11 protein-coding genes are annotated in these 16,267 nt (G+C 60.9%); 8 read left to right on the top strand and 3 right to left on the bottom strand.

Features of this window, described 5'->3' with window-relative positions:
* Window positions 1–38 precede the first annotated feature (38 nt).
* A complete protein-coding gene (locus K5K95_RS14020) occupies window positions 39–638 on the bottom strand; it encodes a CoA pyrophosphatase (RefSeq protein ID WP_090188037.1) in 600 nt (199 codons plus the stop codon).
* Window positions 639–784: 146 nt separating this feature from the next.
* Here K5K95_RS14020 and K5K95_RS14015 point away from each other — a divergent pair, with 146 nt between their 5' ends.
* The 7 genes from K5K95_RS14015 (at window position 785) to nagE (ending at window position 9,568) form a co-directional block, all read left to right on the top strand.
* Window positions 785–1,336, top strand: a complete 552-nt coding sequence (locus K5K95_RS14015; RefSeq protein WP_222589902.1) for an NUDIX hydrolase — start codon at window positions 785–787, stop codon at window positions 1,334–1,336.
* Between the two features lie 68 nt (window positions 1,337–1,404).
* On the top strand, window positions 1,405–1,908 hold the full coding sequence (locus tag K5K95_RS14010; RefSeq protein WP_222589901.1) for a murein L,D-transpeptidase family protein: 504 nt from the start codon (window positions 1,405–1,407) through the stop codon (window positions 1,906–1,908).
* 301 nt (window positions 1,909–2,209) lie between these two features.
* Window positions 2,210–2,941 carry a GntR family transcriptional regulator gene (locus K5K95_RS14005; RefSeq protein ID WP_222589900.1) on the top strand — a complete coding sequence of 244 codons (732 nt, stop codon included), beginning with the start codon at window positions 2,210–2,212 and terminating at the stop codon, window positions 2,939–2,941.
* A 68-nt stretch (window positions 2,942–3,009) separates the two neighbouring features.
* Window positions 3,010–4,116, top strand: a complete 1,107-nt coding sequence (nagA, locus tag K5K95_RS14000) for an N-acetylglucosamine-6-phosphate deacetylase (protein ID WP_222589899.1) — start codon at window positions 3,010–3,012, stop codon at window positions 4,114–4,116.
* Window positions 4,097–5,119 carry an SIS domain-containing protein gene (locus K5K95_RS13995; RefSeq protein WP_222589898.1) on the top strand — a complete coding sequence of 341 codons (1,023 nt, stop codon included), beginning with the start codon at window positions 4,097–4,099 and terminating at the stop codon, window positions 5,117–5,119. The genes nagA and K5K95_RS13995 overlap by 20 nt, the downstream gene beginning before the upstream one ends.
* A 170-nt stretch (window positions 5,120–5,289) precedes the next feature.
* A complete protein-coding gene (gene ptsP, locus K5K95_RS13990; RefSeq protein WP_222589897.1) occupies window positions 5,290–7,806 on the top strand; it encodes a phosphoenolpyruvate--protein phosphotransferase in 2,517 nt (838 codons plus the stop codon).
* 46 nt (window positions 7,807–7,852) lie between these two features.
* A complete protein-coding gene (nagE, locus tag K5K95_RS13985) occupies window positions 7,853–9,568 on the top strand; it encodes an N-acetylglucosamine-specific PTS transporter subunit IIBC (RefSeq protein WP_222589896.1) in 1,716 nt (571 codons plus the stop codon).
* Window positions 9,569–10,211: 643 nt separating this feature from the next.
* Here the strand turns inward: nagE and K5K95_RS13980 are convergent.
* Both K5K95_RS13980 and purL read right to left on the bottom strand, forming a co-directional pair.
* On the bottom strand, window positions 10,212–10,523 hold the full coding sequence (locus tag K5K95_RS13980) for a YqfO family protein (RefSeq protein ID WP_222589895.1): 312 nt from the start codon (window positions 10,521–10,523) through the stop codon (window positions 10,212–10,214).
* Between the two features lie 5 nt (window positions 10,524–10,528).
* A complete protein-coding gene (gene purL, locus K5K95_RS13975; RefSeq protein WP_222589894.1) occupies window positions 10,529–14,425 on the bottom strand; it encodes a phosphoribosylformylglycinamidine synthase in 3,897 nt (1,298 codons plus the stop codon).
* Window positions 14,426–14,699: 274 nt separating this feature from the next.
* Between purL and mltF the strand changes: the two genes are divergently transcribed.
* Window positions 14,700–16,160, top strand: a complete 1,461-nt coding sequence (mltF, locus tag K5K95_RS13970) for a membrane-bound lytic murein transglycosylase MltF (RefSeq protein ID WP_222589893.1) — start codon at window positions 14,700–14,702, stop codon at window positions 16,158–16,160.
* The last annotated feature ends 107 nt before the right edge of the window (window positions 16,161–16,267 follow it).

Raw genomic sequence — 16,267 nt, 5'->3', positions numbered from 1 at the left:
CTCAGGCAGCCGCGTTTCTCGCCATACGAACGATGGCTTCAACTATTGATAAAACTTTTGGGTGGGTGGTGCAGGCTGATGTCAGCGTCATAAAGCAGGTTGATCAACTCGACGATCATGATCGCGGTCAGGCCCCAGATCTTGTACTCGCCGTAACGATAACTCGGCACGTACCAACTGCGCCCCTGGTAATCGATGCGGTGAGTGTGTTCCCGGGGATCTTCGCGGAAGAACTCCAGAGGCACACTGAACACCGCTGCGATTTCGGCATCGTTGGCCAGGTATTCGACAAAGTCCGGAATGACGCCGACATACGGTGTGACCTTGATGCCATGCAGGGAAATCAACGGGCTTAACGGGCCAATGACTTCGACCAGCCCTGGCGGTAGACCGATTTCTTCTTCGGCTTCGCGCAGCGCGGTGAAAATCAGGTCGGGATCTTCGGGATCGCGACGACCACCGGGAAAGGCCACTTCACCGCCATGGGTCGAGAGCCCGCTGGCGCGCAGGGTCAGAACCAGTTCCGGTTCGTCACTGCGAGTGATGGGCACCAATACCGCGGCCTCGGGGAAACGCTTGTCGGTTTCCAGTGTGCGTGGGATGTGGTTGCTTACTCGATGCAGTAGCTCGTCCAGCATGAGACTTCTCGACTTGTTAGCTACCTTGCATCATGCACCAATCGAACCTGTCGCCCAACCCCATAACCGCTGCATGTCGCTAAACGACAACTTGCCGACAGACACCGACGCACGCCAAGATAGGCGCAGCATTCAGGAACCCAAGCATGAAATTTTGCAGTCAGTGCGGCAACCCGGTCACCCAGCGCATTCCCGAAGGCGATTCGCGCCTGCGTTTTGTCTGCGACAACTGTCAGACGATTCACTATCAAAACCCCAACATCGTCGCCGGATGTGTGGCGACCTGGGGCTCGAAAGTGTTGCTGTGCCGACGCGCCATCGAGCCTCGGCTCGGTTACTGGACCCTGCCCGCCGGGTTCATGGAGAACGGTGAAACCATCGAGCAGGCGGCTATTCGCGAAACGGCCGAAGAGGCCTGCGCCCGGGTGCGCAACCTGAGCATCTATACGTTGATCGATGTACCGCACATCAGTCAGGTGCATGTATTCTTTCGCGCCGAACTGGTGGACCTGGATTTTTCCGCGGGTCCCGAGAGCCTGGAGGTGCAGCTTTTCGACGAAGCCGACATCCCGTGGTCCGAGCTGGCTTTCCGCACGGTGGGCCGTACCCTAGAATGCTTCTTCGCTGACCGGCGGACCGAGGTCTACCCTGTGCGGTCCGAATCGATCCCGCCGCTTGCTCAGCCTGCCAACACCTAAAGCTCCTGGCTCCAAAATCACCTATAACTAACTAAATAGTCGCGACACCTTTCAGGGATATCGTTTCAATGCGCTGGTTGCTTGCCGTGTTTTGTTTGACTTTCGTTGCCCTGTCACAGGCTTCCGTAGCGGAGACCCTGAACGGCAGAGTCATCGAGAAAGTTCTGGTTTTGAAATCCGCCCATCAATTGCAGCTGATCAACGACGGCAAGCCGATCAAGACCTATCGCATCTCCCTGGGCAAAAGCCCCAGGGGGCCGAAGCTGATGGAAGGCGACAAGCGCACGCCTGAAGGTTTCTATTGGCTGGACTGGCGCAAGGTCAGCGACAAATTCAATCTGGCGATGCACATTTCCTACCCGAACATCAGCGACTCTGCCCGCGCCCGGCGTGAAGGCGTCGCGCCGGGGAGCATGATCATGATCCATGGCACACCAGACACCGAAGACACCCCCGAAGACCTGTTCCACACGCTGGACTGGACCGACGGCTGCATCGCCATGCGCAACATGGACATGCGCGAAGTCTGGGGCCTGGTGCCCGATGGCACGATGATCGAGATTCGCCCGTAACGACGACCTTCCGTCGCCCCTCGAAAAAAAAAAAAAAAAATTCAAAAGATCGCAGCCCGCATCAGCGCCTGACGGGGAGGATACCAATTCTCCCTCCAGGCGCTGCCGTAGGCTGCGATCTTTGCATTCAAAATCCCCACCGCTAATACCACTTAAAACCTCACCGCCTCCAGCTTGTCCGGCAGGCCATGCTTTGCGGTGCCTGCAGCAAAGTACTGGCATTGACATGGTATTCAAGTGGTATTAATTTTCGGCCATTCGCGGGAAACAACACTCCAATATCCGCATCGGACATCCCAACATGAATGACCTCCAGGCCTTACGCCCCGACGACACACAGCCAACGCCGCTGTACTTGCAACTGGCGCGCAATCTGGAAATGGCGATCCACGCTGGCCAGTGGAAAGCCGAACAGGCCATGCCGTCAGAGCGCAATCTCAGCGAAGTGCTGGGCATTTCGCGGGTCACCGCGCGCAAAGCGCTGGAAGTGCTGTTCGAGCAAGGCCTGATCCGCCGCAATCAAGGCTCCGGCACGTTCATCACGCCACGCCTCGAACAACCGCTGTCGCGCCTTTCCGGGTTCAGCGAGATGCTGCGCCTCAAGGGCTTCGTCCCCGGTTCGCAATGGCTGGAGCGCGAAATCACCCCGCCGACCCACGAAGAACTGATCCGCCTCGGTCTTTCACCGAACGACAAGGTCGCGCGGCTCAAACGCCTGCGCAAAGCCGACGACACCGTCATGGCGATCGAGATGAGCACCCTGCCCGCCTCGATCATTCCCAAACCACAAGCGGTGGGCGACTCCCTTTACGAATACCTCGACGGCATCGGCAAGCCGATCGTCCGCGCCCTGCAACATATCCAGGCGATCAACGCCTCGGACGAATTCGCCGCCCTGGTCGGCATCGCCCCCGGCACCGCCATGCTGCTGATGACCCGGGTCGGCTACCTGGAGGACAACACGCCAATTGAAGTCACCGACACCTATTGCCGCAACGACTACTACGACTTTGTCGCAGAGCTTCGCAGATAAAGAGCTTCGTAGATAAAAGGCTGCGCCACCAAAAGGCTTTGCCGCTCATCGAGCAACGAGAACCGATCATGTCCGAAGACAACATCCTCACCGCCCACGGCTGGGTTCGCGGCCGGCTGATTCACGAACAGGGCAAGGTCGTGTCCATTGAAGGCGTGCCGTGCGATCCGGCCGACAACGACTTGCCCTACCTGCTGCCCGGTTTCATCGACCTGCACGTTCACGGCGGTGGCGGAAAAGACATCATGGAAGGCGCCAGCGCCTTCGAAACCATCAGCAAAACCCACGTACGTTTCGGCACCACCGCGCTGCTGGCCACCACCATGACCGCGCCAAGCGAAGAGATTTCCAGCGTGCTCAAGGCCATCGGCGAGTTTTCCGAGCAACGGCCCAAAGGCTGCGCCCGCGTGCTTGGCGTGCACCTGGAAGGTCCCTACATCAACCCCGGAAAACTCGGCGCCCAACCGAATTTCGCCCACACCGCGCTGATGGCCGAAGTCGAAGAATATTTGGCCCTGGCACCGATCCGGGTGATCACCATTGCCCCGGAAATCGCCGGCCACGACGCCTTGATCCGCGACCTCAGTGCGCGCGGTATCCGCATGCAAATCGGCCACACCCTCGGCAGTTATGAGGAAGGCGTTGCCGCGCTGGCGGCCGGCGCCAGCAGTTTCACCCACCTCTACAACGCCATGAGTCCGTTGCACCACCGCGAGCCGGGCATCGTCGGCGCCGCACTGGCTCACGCCAAGTACGCCGAACTGATCCCGGACTTGCTGCACGTGCATCCCGGCGCCATCCGCGTCGCCCTGCGCGCCATTCCCTGCCTGTATTGCGTCACCGACTCCACCGCCGCCGCCGGCATGCCGGACGGTGAATACAAGCTCGGCAGCCACACGGTCACCAAGTGCCTGGGTGGCGTGCGCTTGCCCGATGGCACGCTGGCCGGCAGCACGCTGACCATGGATCAGGCGCTGCGCAATCTGGTGAAAGTCGGGTTATCGGTCGCCGAAGCCTCGCAACGTCTTTCGCAATTCCCCGCCGACTACCTCGGCCTCCAGGAACGTGGCCGCCTTGCGCCAGGCAGCTGGGCCGACAGCGTGCGGCTGGATCGCTCACTCACACTGACCGCCGTCATGGTCGAAGGAGAAGACATTGACTTCAAAAATGCTTGAAGAGGCGCTGTCCTCGTTCGAGGCCGTGCAAGCCCAACTGGAACAACTCGACCCGCAGATGATCGAGATCGCCGCACGCCTGCGTCGCCAGCCACCACAAGTGGTGATGACGGTCGCTCGCGGGAGCTCCGATCATGCCGCCAGTTACTTCGCCTACCTGACCATGCAGCAATTGGGATTTCCGGTGGCGTCGTTGCCGATGTCGGTGGTAACCATGCTGCAAGCGCCGTTGAAGGTCAGCGGCCAGGTGGCCTTCGCCTTTTCGCAATCCGGGCAAAGCCCCGATCTGGTGAACAGCCTGCGTTTGCTGCGCAAGCGTGGCGCCCTGAGCATCTCGATGGTCAACGCCGAGAGTTCACCGCTGGAAGCCGCCTGTGAATTCAGCTTGCCGCTGCTGGCCGGCACCGAAAGCAGCGTCGCCGCCACCAAGAGTTTTATCGCCACCCTCAGCGCCAGTGCCCGGTTGATCGCTCATTGGAAAGACGACATGGAGTTGCTGGAGGCCGGCAATGCCTTGCCCGAAGGTTTGCGCGAGGCGGCGAAACAGGACTGGAGCCTGGCCATCGACGCCCTGCGCGATTGCCAACGCTTGATGGTCATCGGTCGCGGCGCCGGTTTCGCCATCGCCCAGGAGGCAGCACTGAAGTTCAAGGAAACCTCGGCGATTCAGGCCGAAGCCTTCAGCAGCGCCGAGGTCCGTCACGGGCCGATGGCATTGATCGATGAAAACTACCCGTTGCTGATCTTCGCCCCACGCGGTGCCGAGCAGGCTGGTTTGCTGAGCCTCGCCGCCGACATGCGCCAGCGCGGCGCTCGGGTTCTGCTCGCTGCACCGGATGACATTGCCGAACGCGACCTCACCCTGACCCGCGCAGAACACCCGGCCCTTGATCCGATTCTGGCGATCCAGAGTTTCTACGTCATGGCCGCCGGTTTAGCGGTGGCCCGCGGCCTGGACCCGGACCAGCCGCGTCATTTGAGCAAAGTGACGCGCACGCACTAACTCGAAGGCCGAACGAGCAACCCTGTAGGAGCTGTCGAGTGAAACGAGGCTGCGATCTTTTGATTTTAGATTTTAAAAAACAAGATCCAAAGATCGCAGCCTCGTTTCACTCGACAGCTCCTACAGGGGCGAGTTGATCCGAACCGTAGTTTTTCTGATGAGACCGAGCCATGCACAACAATAATAAAGAGCTGACCCTCAGCGCCCCGCTCAGCGGCCCGGTGCTGACGCTCGCCAAAGTTCCGGACCCGGTGTTCGCCAGCGGCGCCATGGGCGACGGGATCGCCATCGACCCGCTCAACGACACGCTTCATGCACCGTGCGCGGGAGTGGTGGTGCATGTTGCTCGTACCGGACACGCCGTCACCTTGCGCGCCGACAACGGTGCCGAATTGCTGCTGCACCTGGGCCTGGACACGGTCGAATTGCAAGGTGAAGGGTTCTCGATGCTGGTCAAGGAAGGCGCGCGCGTCAGCAATGGTCAGCCGCTGTTGCGCTACGACCTGGACAAGGTGGCGCAGCAGTGTAAAAGCCTGGTCAGCCTGATGATCCTGACCAACAGCCAGGACTTTCAGGCGCGGCCCATTACGCTGAAGTCGGTAAAGGTCGGCGAGCCGTTGCTGCACATCATTCGTCGCCAGGGCTCGGGGGCGCAGGCCGAAGTGGAGCTTTTAGGGGAAGAACATGTCGGCCACGTTCGCGTCGCCCACCGTGGTGGCCTGCACGCTCGGCCCGCAGCACTGATTCGCCAGACCGCTCAAGGCTTCAAAAGCACATCGCAGCTGCATTTCGCTGGCAAATCGGCGACCTGTAACAGCCTGATCGGGCTAATGGGCCTGGCCATCGGCGAGCAGGACGACGTTCAGGTCAGTTGCCAGGGCCCGGATGCCGAAGCGGCGCTGCAAGCATTGCTGATCGCGTTATCCACCGCGCTGGCCGAGGACAACCACGCCGCCGCGCCAGCCCCTATGACCCGCCACCATCGAACGGCCGAAGCGGGCGTACTGCACGGTGTTTGTGCAGCACCCGGTCTGGTGGCCGGGCCGTTGTTTCGCTTGAGCGCCATCAGCCTGCCGGTGGATGCCGGGCACCACGATCCGGCGCAACAACTGCAGGCGCTCGATGCCGCGCTGAACGTGGTGCGCAGCGAAATCGACCACACCCTCTCTCAAGCCAAAAAGCACAGGAACACGGACGAAGAAGCGATCTTCGCCGCGCACCTTGCCTTGCTTGAAGACCCGGCGCTGCTGGACACGGCGCAAGCTTCCATCGAACAGGGCACAGCGGCGACCCACGCCTGGAGCCAATCGATCGACACTCAATGCGAGGTTCTCCAGCGACTCGGCAGCCCGTTACTGGCCGAACGCGCCAACGATCTGCGCGACCTCAAGCAACGCGCGTTGCGCGCCTTGCTCGGCGAAGCCTGGCACTACGATGTACCGGCCGGCGCCATCGTCGCCGCCCATGAGCTGACGCCGTCGGACTTGCTGCAACTGAGCCAGCAAGGCGTCGCCGGGTTGTGCATGGCCGAGGGTGGCGCGACGTCTCACGTGGCGATTCTTGCGCGGGGCAAAGGCCTGCCGTGTCTGGTTGCGCTGGGGTCGGCGCTGCTGGATCAGGAACAAAGCCAAGCAGTGGTGCTGGATGCCGATGGCGGGCGACTCGAACTGATGCCAACCACCGAACGCCTGACCGAAGTGCACCAAGCGCAACTCGAGCATCAGCAACGCCGCGCGCTCCAGCAGTCTCAAGCGCACACCCCGGCACTGACGCGCGATGGCGTGCACATCGAAGTCGCCGCCAATGTCGCCTCCAGCGCCGAAGCGGCCGATGCGCTGGCCAATGGCGCCGATGGCGTGGGCCTGCTGCGCACCGAATTTCTTTTTGTGGACCGCCACACCGCGCCGGATGAACAGGAGCAATGCCTCGCCTATCAAGCCGTCCTCGACGCCATGGGCGACAAGTCGGTGATCATCCGCACCATCGACGTTGGCGGCGACAAGCAACTCGATTACCTGCCATTGCCGGTCGAGGCCAACCCGGTGCTCGGCCTGCGCGGTATTCGCCTGGCTCAGCTGCGTCCGGAAATTCTCGACCAGCAACTGCGCGCACTGCTGCACACCCGCCCGCTGTCGCGTTGCCGAATCCTGCTGCCGATGGTCACTGAGGTCGATGAATTGCTGCACATCCGTCAGCGTCTCGATGCCCTGTGCATTGAACTCGGCATCAGTGATCGCCCGGAACTGGGCGTGATGATCGAAGTCCCGGCCGCCGCATTGCTCGCCGAGCAACTGGCAGAGCATGCGGACTTCCTGTCCATCGGCACCAACGATTTATCCCAGTACACCCTGGCCATGGACCGCGACCACGCCGGCCTCGCCTCCCGCGTCGATGCGATGCACCCGGCCCTGTTGCGGCTGATTGCCCAGACCTGTGCCGGTGCGGCGGTGCATGACCGTTGGGTCGGCGTCTGCGGCGCGCTGGCCTCCGATCCGCTGGCCACGCCGGTACTGATCGGCCTGGGCGTCAGCGAACTGTCGGTAAGCCCGGTGCAGATCGGCGAAATCAAAGACCGTGTACGCCACCTCGACGCCGCGCAATGCCGGCGTATCAGCCACGACCTGCTCAAGCTGAGCAGCGCCGGCGCGGTGCGTCACGCCTGTCACCAGCATTGGCCTCTGAGCTGAACAACTACAACAGCTCTAAAACAAAAAGAACGCAGGGAGAACCGCCATGTACCAATACTTCATCGAAGGCCTGCAACGCCTCGGCCGCGCACTGATGCTACCCATCGCGATCCTGCCGATTGCAGGGTTACTGCTGCGCCTGGGCGACACTGACCTGCTGAACATCGCGATCATCCACGACGCCGGCCAGGTCATCTTTGCCAACCTGGCGATGATCTTCGCCATCGGCATCGCAGTCGGCTTCGCCAAGGACAACAACGGCACCGCAGGCCTCGCGGGCGTGATTGGTTACCTGGTAATGATCTCCACCCTCAAGGTGCTGGATGCAAGCATCAACATGGGCATGCTCGCCGGGATCGTCAGCGGCTTGATGGCCGGCGCGCTGTACAACCGCTTCAAGGACATCAAGTTGCCGGAGTACCTGGCCTTCTTCGGCGGCCGGCGCTTCGTGCCGATCGTCACCGGATTCGCCGCCGTCGGCCTGGGCGTGGTGTTCGGTTTCATCTGGCCGCCGATCCAGCACGGGATCAACGACTTCGGTACGTTGATGATGGAGAGCGGCAGTTTTGGCGCCTTCGTCTTCGGCGTGTTCAACCGCCTGTTGATCGTCACCGGCCTGCACCACATCCTCAACAACATGGCGTGGTTCGTCTTCGGCAACTTCACCGACCCGACCACAGGCGCCATCGTCACCGGCGACCTCTCGCGCTACTTCGCCGGCGACCCGAAGGGCGGCCAGTTCATGACCGGGATGTTCCCGATGATGATCTTCGGCCTCCCCGCCGCTTGCCTAGCGATGTACCGCAACGCCCTGCCGGAACGGCGCAAGGTCATGGGCGGGATCTTCCTGTCGATGGCATTGACCTCCTTCTTGACCGGCGTCACCGAGCCCATCGAATTCGCCTTCATGTTCCTCGCACCGCTGCTGTATCTGGTGCATGCGCTGTTGACGGGATTGTCGATGGCAATCACCAACGCGCTGAACATCCATTTGGGCTTCACCTTTTCCGGCGGCTTCATCGACATGATTCTCGGCTGGGGCAAATCCACCAACGGCTGGTTGGTCGTGCCAGTCGGATTGGCGTATGCGGTGATCTACTACGCGGTGTTCGATTTCTGCATTCGCCGCTTCAACCTCAGGACACCGGGACGCGAAGAAGTGCCCACAGGTGACAAAGTCGTGATCGCCGAAAACGAACGCGCCGGGGCTTACATCAAGGCGCTGGGCGGCGCGCAAAACCTAATAACCGTAGGGGCATGCACGACACGGTTGCGACTGGACATGGTGGATCGCAACAAGGCAAACGATGCGGAACTGAAAGCCCTGGGGGCGATGGCGGTTGTGCGTCCAGGCAAGGGCGGAAGCCTGCAAGTAGTGGTCGGGCCGATGGCGGACAGCATCGCCGATGAAATTCGACTGGCGATGCCTGCGTTGGGACGCGCACTCGTCTCCTCCCCTCCTGCCGTTATCGACGCGCCAGAACCAGAAACAGTGACGCATTCAGAAACGCAGAAATGGCTGAAGGCATTGGGTGGCGGCGAAAACGTATTACAAATGGATTGCATCGCCATGACCCGGATCCGGCTGCAACTGGCGGATGGCAAGGCATTGTCGGAATGTGATTTGAAGGCTCTGGGGTGCCAGGGCGTCAGCCAGCTCGACGGAGGGGTTTGGCATTTATTGATTGGTGAAAAGGCACAGAGTTTGAGTGAAGCGCTGGAAGTGCTGGTCAATCGCAGTGAAGTGAGTGCCAAGGTATAGAGGTTTGGCGACTGGGGGGCAGTCATCGCGAGCAAGCTCGCTCCCACAAGGGAATGGGGTGAATCTGAGAGAGATTGGTCGGCTGGCGGGCCGCCATCGCTGGCAGGCCAGCTCCCACAATGGACCGGTGTCTACCCCGACCGCTCTACACCACTCAATTAGGCCGAGCGGTAGCTCGCCTGCTTTTGATCTTGATCCACCCGCCCCTTCGGCAGGCTGAGTGGAGGCGTTCATCTGGGGGGCAGGCGCGCAGCGCCGTTCGACGAAGTCGAACACATCGAGAGGAGGTCGTCGCGAAGCAGACCGGAGGCGATGCCCCCAGATGAATGCCGGAGCGAAGGAACACCGAGCCCTAGCGAGGGGCCGGACGCTCGGGGCGAGCGTTTTTTTGCTTACTTTTTTTAGGCGCTTGTAAAAAAAGTGAGTCGCCGTAAGGGCGAAACCCTAGGTAGCCGTTACCGCAGCAACGGATATGTACACCTGATGGATATGTACACCTGAAAGAAAATGGTCGGCTGCCAGGCCGCTTTCGCGAGCAAGCCCGCTCCCACAGTTTTGATCTCCAAACCAACATCAAATCCCAGCCAATAAAAAACCCGCTGAACGCAAATTCAGCGGGTTTCTCATTTCAGCAGCAGGCAGATCAAAAATCCTCCAACCGCCACACCTCATAAGCCGGCGTCTCATAGGGATGGCTCTGCTTCAGAGCCATTACCACAGAACGAATCAACTCATCCGCCACCACAAGCTCAACCTTCCATTCCTCAACCCGCTCGACCTGCCCCGCCTCCCCAATGAACGGCTGACTGCCATCCAACGGCCGAAACTGACCCAGACCCAACACCTGCCAAGCGCAATGATCATAAGCCCCGATCCGCCCACCACCCGCAGCGAACACAGCACTCTTGACCTGCTCCACATGACTGGCCGGAACAAAAAAACCGAGCTTGTACACAGCGCTTAGTTCACCCAGACGCGAGCATTACGGAACATACGCATCCAAGGAGCGTCCTCGTTCCAGTCTTCCGAACGCCACGAGTTCTGCACCGCGCGGAACACACGCTCCGGGTGCGGCATCATGATCGTCACGCGACCGTCGCGACTGGTCAAACCGGTGATCCCGCGCGGCGAACCGTTCGGGTTGGCCGGATACTTTTCGGTGACCTTGCCGTGGTTGTCGACAAAACGCATCGCCACACAACCCGACAGATCAGCTTCCAGCAACGCTTCTTCACTGGCGAACTCGGCATGACCTTCACCGTGAGCGATAGCGATCGGCATGCGCGAACCGGCCATGCCCTGCAGGAAGATCGAATTCGACTCCTGAACCTGAACCATCGCCACGCGCGCTTCGAACTGCTCGGAACGGTTGCGCACGAAGTGCGGCCAGAACTCGCTGCCCGGGATCAGCTCGTGCAGGTTGGACATCATCTGGCAACCGTTGCACACGCCGAGGGTGAAGCTGTCGTTACGTTCGAAGAAACCCTGGAACGCATCGCGAGCACGGCTGTTGAACAGCGCCGACTTGGCCCAGCCCTCACCGGCACCGAGTACGTCGCCGTAGGAGAAACCACCGCAAGCGACCAGACCCTTGAACTCGTTCAGGTCGACACGGCCAGCCAGAATGTCACTCATGTGCACGTCGATTGCGTTGAAACCGGCACGGTCGAACGCAGCCGCCATTTCCACCTGACCGTTGACGCCCTGCTCACGCAGCACGGCAACCTGTGGACGGATGCCTTTCTTGATGTAAGGCGCAGCGACGTCCTGGTTGACATCGAAGCTGAGTTTGACGCTCAGGCCCGGATTGTCTTCTTCCAGCAACACGTCGAACTCTTGTTCGGCGCAGTCGGCGTTGTCACGCAGACGCTGAATCTGGTAGCTGGTTTCAGCCCACTGACGTTGCAGCAGACGACGCTGACCTTCAAACACGGTTTCGCCGTTGAAGGTGATGTTGATCTGGCCATTATTGATTGGCTGACCGATCACCGACACGCACTCGCCCAAACCGGCAGCGCTGAACTGCGCGAGGATGTCCGGGGTCGCGTCCTGACGAACCTGGATCACGGCGCCCAGCTCTTCGTTGAACAGGATCGCGGCGATATCGGCGGAAGTTTCTGCCAGACCGTCGAGGTTCAGGCTCAGGCCGCAATGGCCGGCGAAGGCCATTTCCACGGTTGTGGTCAGCAGACCACCGTCGGAACGGTCGTGGTACGCCAGCAGGTGACCGTCGGCGTTGAGGCCCTGGATCACCGCGAAGAACGCCTTGAGGTCTTCGGCATCATCGACGTCCGGCGCTTGCGAGCCGAGCTTGCCGTGAACCTGAGCAAGGATCGAGGCGCCCATGCGGTTCTGGCCACGGCCCAGATCGATCAGGATCAGGTCGGTGGTGCCCTTGTCCATGCGCAGTTCCGGGGTCAGGGTCTGACGGATGTCAGCCACTGGCGCGAAACCGGTCACGATCAGGGACATCGGCGAGGTTACGGTCTTGTCGACGCCTTCGTCGTTCCAGCGCGTGGCCATGGACATCGAGTCCTTGCCCACCGGAATGGTGATGCCCAAGTCAGGGCACAGTTCCATGCCGACCGCTTTCACGGTGTCGTACAGACGCGCGTCTTCACCCGGGTGACCGGCTGCGGACATCCAGTTCGCCGACAGTTTGATGTCGGAGATCTTGTTGATGCGCGAGGCGGCAATGTTGGTCAGGGTTTCGCCGATGGCCATGCGGCCCGACGCCGGAGCGTCCAGCAGTGCCAGCGGAGTACGCTCGCCCATCGCCATGGCTTCACCGGTGTAGACGTCGAAGCTGGTGGCGGTGACGGCAACGTCGGCCACCGGAACCTGCCACGGGCCGACCATTTGGTCACGGGCCACGAGGCCGGTGATGGTGCGGTCGCCGATGGTGATCAGGAAGCTTTTGCTCGCGACGGCCGGGTGATGCAGAACGCGCTCGACGCAGTTTGCAATGTCCAGAGTCGATGGATCGAAATCGTCGCCCAGTTCGTTTTCGCGAACGGCCGAACGGTGCATGCGCGGGGCTTTGCCCAGCAGCACTTCGAGCGGCATGTCCACCGGGCTGTTGCCGAAGTGACTGTCGGTGACCGTCAGTTGCGGCTCGGCAGTGGCTTCGCCGACCACGGCAAACGGGCAACGCTCACGTTCGCAGATGGCCTGGAAGCGTTCGAAGTCGGCCGGGCCGACCGCCAGAACGTAGCGTTCCTGGGATTCGTTACTCCAGATTTCGTGCGGAGCCATGCCCGGCTCGTCGTTTGGAATGTTGCGCAGTTCGAAGCGACCGCCGCGGTTGCCATCGTTGACCAGTTCCGGGAAGGCGTTGGACAGACCGCCCGCGCCGACGTCGTGGATGAAGCTGATCGGGTTCTTGTCACCCAATTGCCAGCAACGGTCGATGACTTCCTGGCAACGGCGTTCCATCTCAGGGTTTTCACGCTGAACCGAAGCGAAGTCCAGGTCTGCCGAACTGGTGCCGGTGGCCATGGAGGAAGCCGCGCCGCCGCCCAGACCGATCAGCATCGCCGGGCCGCCGAGGACGATCAGCTTGGAGCCGACGGTGATCTCGCCTTTCTGCACGTGTTCGGCACGGATGTTACCCATGCCGCCAGCCAGCATGATCGGCTTGTGGTAACCGCGAACCTCGTCGCCACGCGGGGTGGTGATCGACTGTTCGAAGGTACGGAAGTAACCGGTCAGCGCCGGACGACCAAATTCATTGTTGAACGCGGCGCCACCCAGTGGGCCTTCGATCATGATGTCCAGCGCGGTAACGATGCGCTCAGGCTTGCCGTACGGCACTTCCCACGGCTGTTCAAAGCCCGGGATCTGCAGGTTGGACACAGTGAAACCGGTCAGGCCGGCTTTCGGCTTGGCACCGCGACCGGTCGCGCCTTCGTCACGGATCTCGCCACCGGAACCGGTGGATGCGCCCGGGAACGGGGCAATCGCGGTCGGGTGGTTGTGGGTTTCGACTTTCATCAGGATGTGCACCGGTTCCTGCACCGCGCCGTACTGGCGGGTTTCAGGGTCCGGGAAGAAACGGCCGGCGACGTTACCGACGATCACCGAAGCGTTGTCCTTGTAAGCCGACAGAACGCCTTCGCTGTGCATCACGTAGGTGTTCTTGATCATGCCGAACAGGCTTTTTTCCTGGCTCTGACCGTCGATATCCCAACTGGCGTTGAAGATCTTGTGGCGGCAGTGCTCGGAGTTCGCCTGGGCGAACATCATCAGTTCGATGTCATGCGGATTGCGCTTCAAGCCAATGAAGGCGTTGACCAGGTAATCGATCTCGTCTTCGGCCAGGGCCAGGCCCAGCTCGGTGTTGGCTTTTTCCAGCGCGGCGCGGCCGCCACCGAGCACGTCGATCGCGGTCAGCGGCTTCGGCGTGGCGTGGCTGAAGAGGCCGGCGGCCTGCTCGAGGTTGCCAAGGACGATCTGGGTCATGCGGTCATGCAGCGCATCCGAGATCAGCTGCGCCTGGGCGTCGCTGAACTGACCGGCAACGTAGAACGCGATGCCGCGCTCCAGGCGCTGGATCTTGGTCAGGCCGCAATTGCGAGCGATGTCGCTGGCCTTGCTGGACCACGGCGAAATGGTGCCGAAACGCGGCAACACCAGGAACAGACGACCGGTTGGCTCTTGTACCGGAACACTTGGGCCGTACTTCAGAAGGCGCGCGAGCACCTGCTGTTCGTCGCCGGTCAGGACGCCGGTAACTTCGGCGAAGTGAGCGAATTCAGCATACAAGCCGCTGACAGCCGGGACCTTCTGGCTCAGTTGCTCAAGGAGTTTGCTGTGGCGAAAGGCAGAAAGGGCAGGAGCGCCGCGCAGGATCAACATCTTCGGGACAGCCTCGGGAAGGGGTGTGCTTTGAGGCCGTGCATTCTAGCCTAAACCGCCCGCGACATCACCCGAAACGGTACGCACGGCTGCACCCGAACGTCGGGCCGGGTATTCAGACCTGAATTCGGAGGCTGGCAACGGATATTTTTGCTGTCACAAAAAACGCTTCAAGCCCATTCCTGTGGGCTCCAAGCAGGTTTTTCACCCCCTATCAGACAAGCCCTTCGCTGTCGAGATATGGCGCTCGTGGTCCTTTGCGTATACTGCGCAAATGTTTTCCCCAACGGCTTTGCGTCCGCGGTACGCCAAATGGCTGATCGCAACCGGACTCTTCCTGATGCTCAGTGGCTGTGTTGATAAACCCAACACGCTGGAGCGCGTAAAGGAGGATGGCGTGCTGCGGGTCATTACCCGAAACAGCCCCGCCACCTACTTTCAGGATCGCAACGGTGAAACCGGCTTCGAATACGAGCTGGTGAAGCGCTTCGCCGACGATCTGGGGGTGAAACTCAAGATCGAGACCGCCGACAATCTCGACGACCTGTTCAGCCAGGTGGGCAAGCCCAACGGCCCGGTGCTCGCTGCTGCCGGCCTGGTCAGCAGCGAAGAACGTAAAAAGCAGGTGCGGTTTTCACACCCTTATCTGGAAGTCACCCCACAGGTCATCTACCGCAACGGCCAATCGCGGCCGACCGACGCGGGCGACCTGGTCGGCAAGAAGATCATGGTGCTCAAGGGCAGCACCCACGCCGAGCAACTGGCCGAGCTGAAAAAGAAATTCCCCGGCATTGAATACGAAGAGTCCGACGCGGTTGAAGTCGTCGACCTGCTGCGCATGGTGGACGAAGGTCAGATCGACCTGACCCTGGTCGACTCCAACGAAGTGGCGATGAACCAGGTCTACTTCCCCAATGTGCGCGTGGCCTTCGACCTCGGTGACGCCAGCAATCAGAGCTGGGCCGTGGCCGTCGGCGATGACAACAGCCTGCTCAACGAAATCAACGCCTACCTCGACAAGGTGAAGGAAAACGGCACCCTGCAACGTCTCAAGGACCGTTACTACGGACATGTCGACGTTCTTGGCTACATGGGCGCCACCACCTTCGCCCAGCACTTGCAGCAGCGGTTGCCCAAATACGAGCAGCACTTCAAGGCTTATGCCAAGAAAGAGAAAGTCGACTGGCGTCTGCTGGCGGCAATCGGTTATCAGGAATCCTTATGGCAAGCGGCGGTCACGTCCAAGACCGGCGTGCGCGGGCTGATGATGCTGACCCAGAACACGGCGCAAGCCATGGGCGTGTCCAATCGCCTCGACCCCAAACAAAGCATCATGGGTGGCGCAAAATACCTGAGTTACATGAAGGATCAGCTGGATGATTCGATCCAGGAACCGGATCGCACCTGGTTCGCGCTAGCGGCCTACAACGTCGGCAGCGGTCACCTGGATGACGCCCGCAAACTGGCGGCCAAGGAAGGACTGAATCCGGACAAGTGGCTGGACGTGAAGAAGATCCTGCCGCGCCTGTCTGAGAAAAAGTGGTACAGCAAGACGCGTTACGGCTACGCCCGGGGCGGCGAACCGGTGCACTTCGTGGCGAACATCCGTCGCTACTACGACATCCTGACGTGGGTCACGCAGCCGCAGCTTGAAGGCAATCAGGTGGCCGAGGGCAACCTGCACGTGCCTGGGGTCGACAAGACCAAGCCAAATGTGGAAAACCCACCGCTTTAAAGCCTCACACCCATCAAAACTGTGGGAGCGGGCTTGCTCGCGAAGGCGGTGCATCAGTCAACATTGATGTCGATTGACACACCGCCTTCGCGAGCAAGCCCGCTCCC

Source organism: Pseudomonas sp. DR48 (genome assembly GCF_019823085.1).
Lineage (GTDB): Bacteria > Pseudomonadota > Gammaproteobacteria > Pseudomonadales > Pseudomonadaceae > Aquipseudomonas.
Note: the sequence above shows the minus strand (reverse complement) of the source record. Positions and strands in the feature narration are given on the sequence as shown.

Excerpts from the sequence above, each read along its gene's own strand:
- K5K95_RS14020 (WP_090188037.1), bottom strand. The coding sequence starts at position 638 with ATGCTGGACGAGCTACTGCATCGAGTAAGCAACCACATCCCACGCACA.
- K5K95_RS14015 (WP_222589902.1), top strand. The coding sequence starts at position 785 with ATGAAATTTTGCAGTCAGTGCGGCAACCCGGTCACCCAGCGCATTCCC.
- K5K95_RS14010 (WP_222589901.1), top strand. The coding sequence starts at position 1,405 with ATGCGCTGGTTGCTTGCCGTGTTTTGTTTGACTTTCGTTGCCCTGTCA.
- K5K95_RS14005 (WP_222589900.1), top strand. The coding sequence starts at position 2,210 with ATGAATGACCTCCAGGCCTTACGCCCCGACGACACACAGCCAACGCCG.
- nagA (WP_222589899.1), top strand. The coding sequence starts at position 3,010 with ATGTCCGAAGACAACATCCTCACCGCCCACGGCTGGGTTCGCGGCCGG.
- ptsP (WP_222589897.1), top strand. The coding sequence starts at position 5,290 with ATGCACAACAATAATAAAGAGCTGACCCTCAGCGCCCCGCTCAGCGGC.
- nagE (WP_222589896.1), top strand. The coding sequence starts at position 7,853 with ATGTACCAATACTTCATCGAAGGCCTGCAACGCCTCGGCCGCGCACTG.
- purL (WP_222589894.1), bottom strand. The coding sequence starts at position 14,425 with ATGTTGATCCTGCGCGGCGCTCCTGCCCTTTCTGCCTTTCGCCACAGC.
- mltF (WP_222589893.1), top strand. The coding sequence starts at position 14,700 with ATGTTTTCCCCAACGGCTTTGCGTCCGCGGTACGCCAAATGGCTGATC.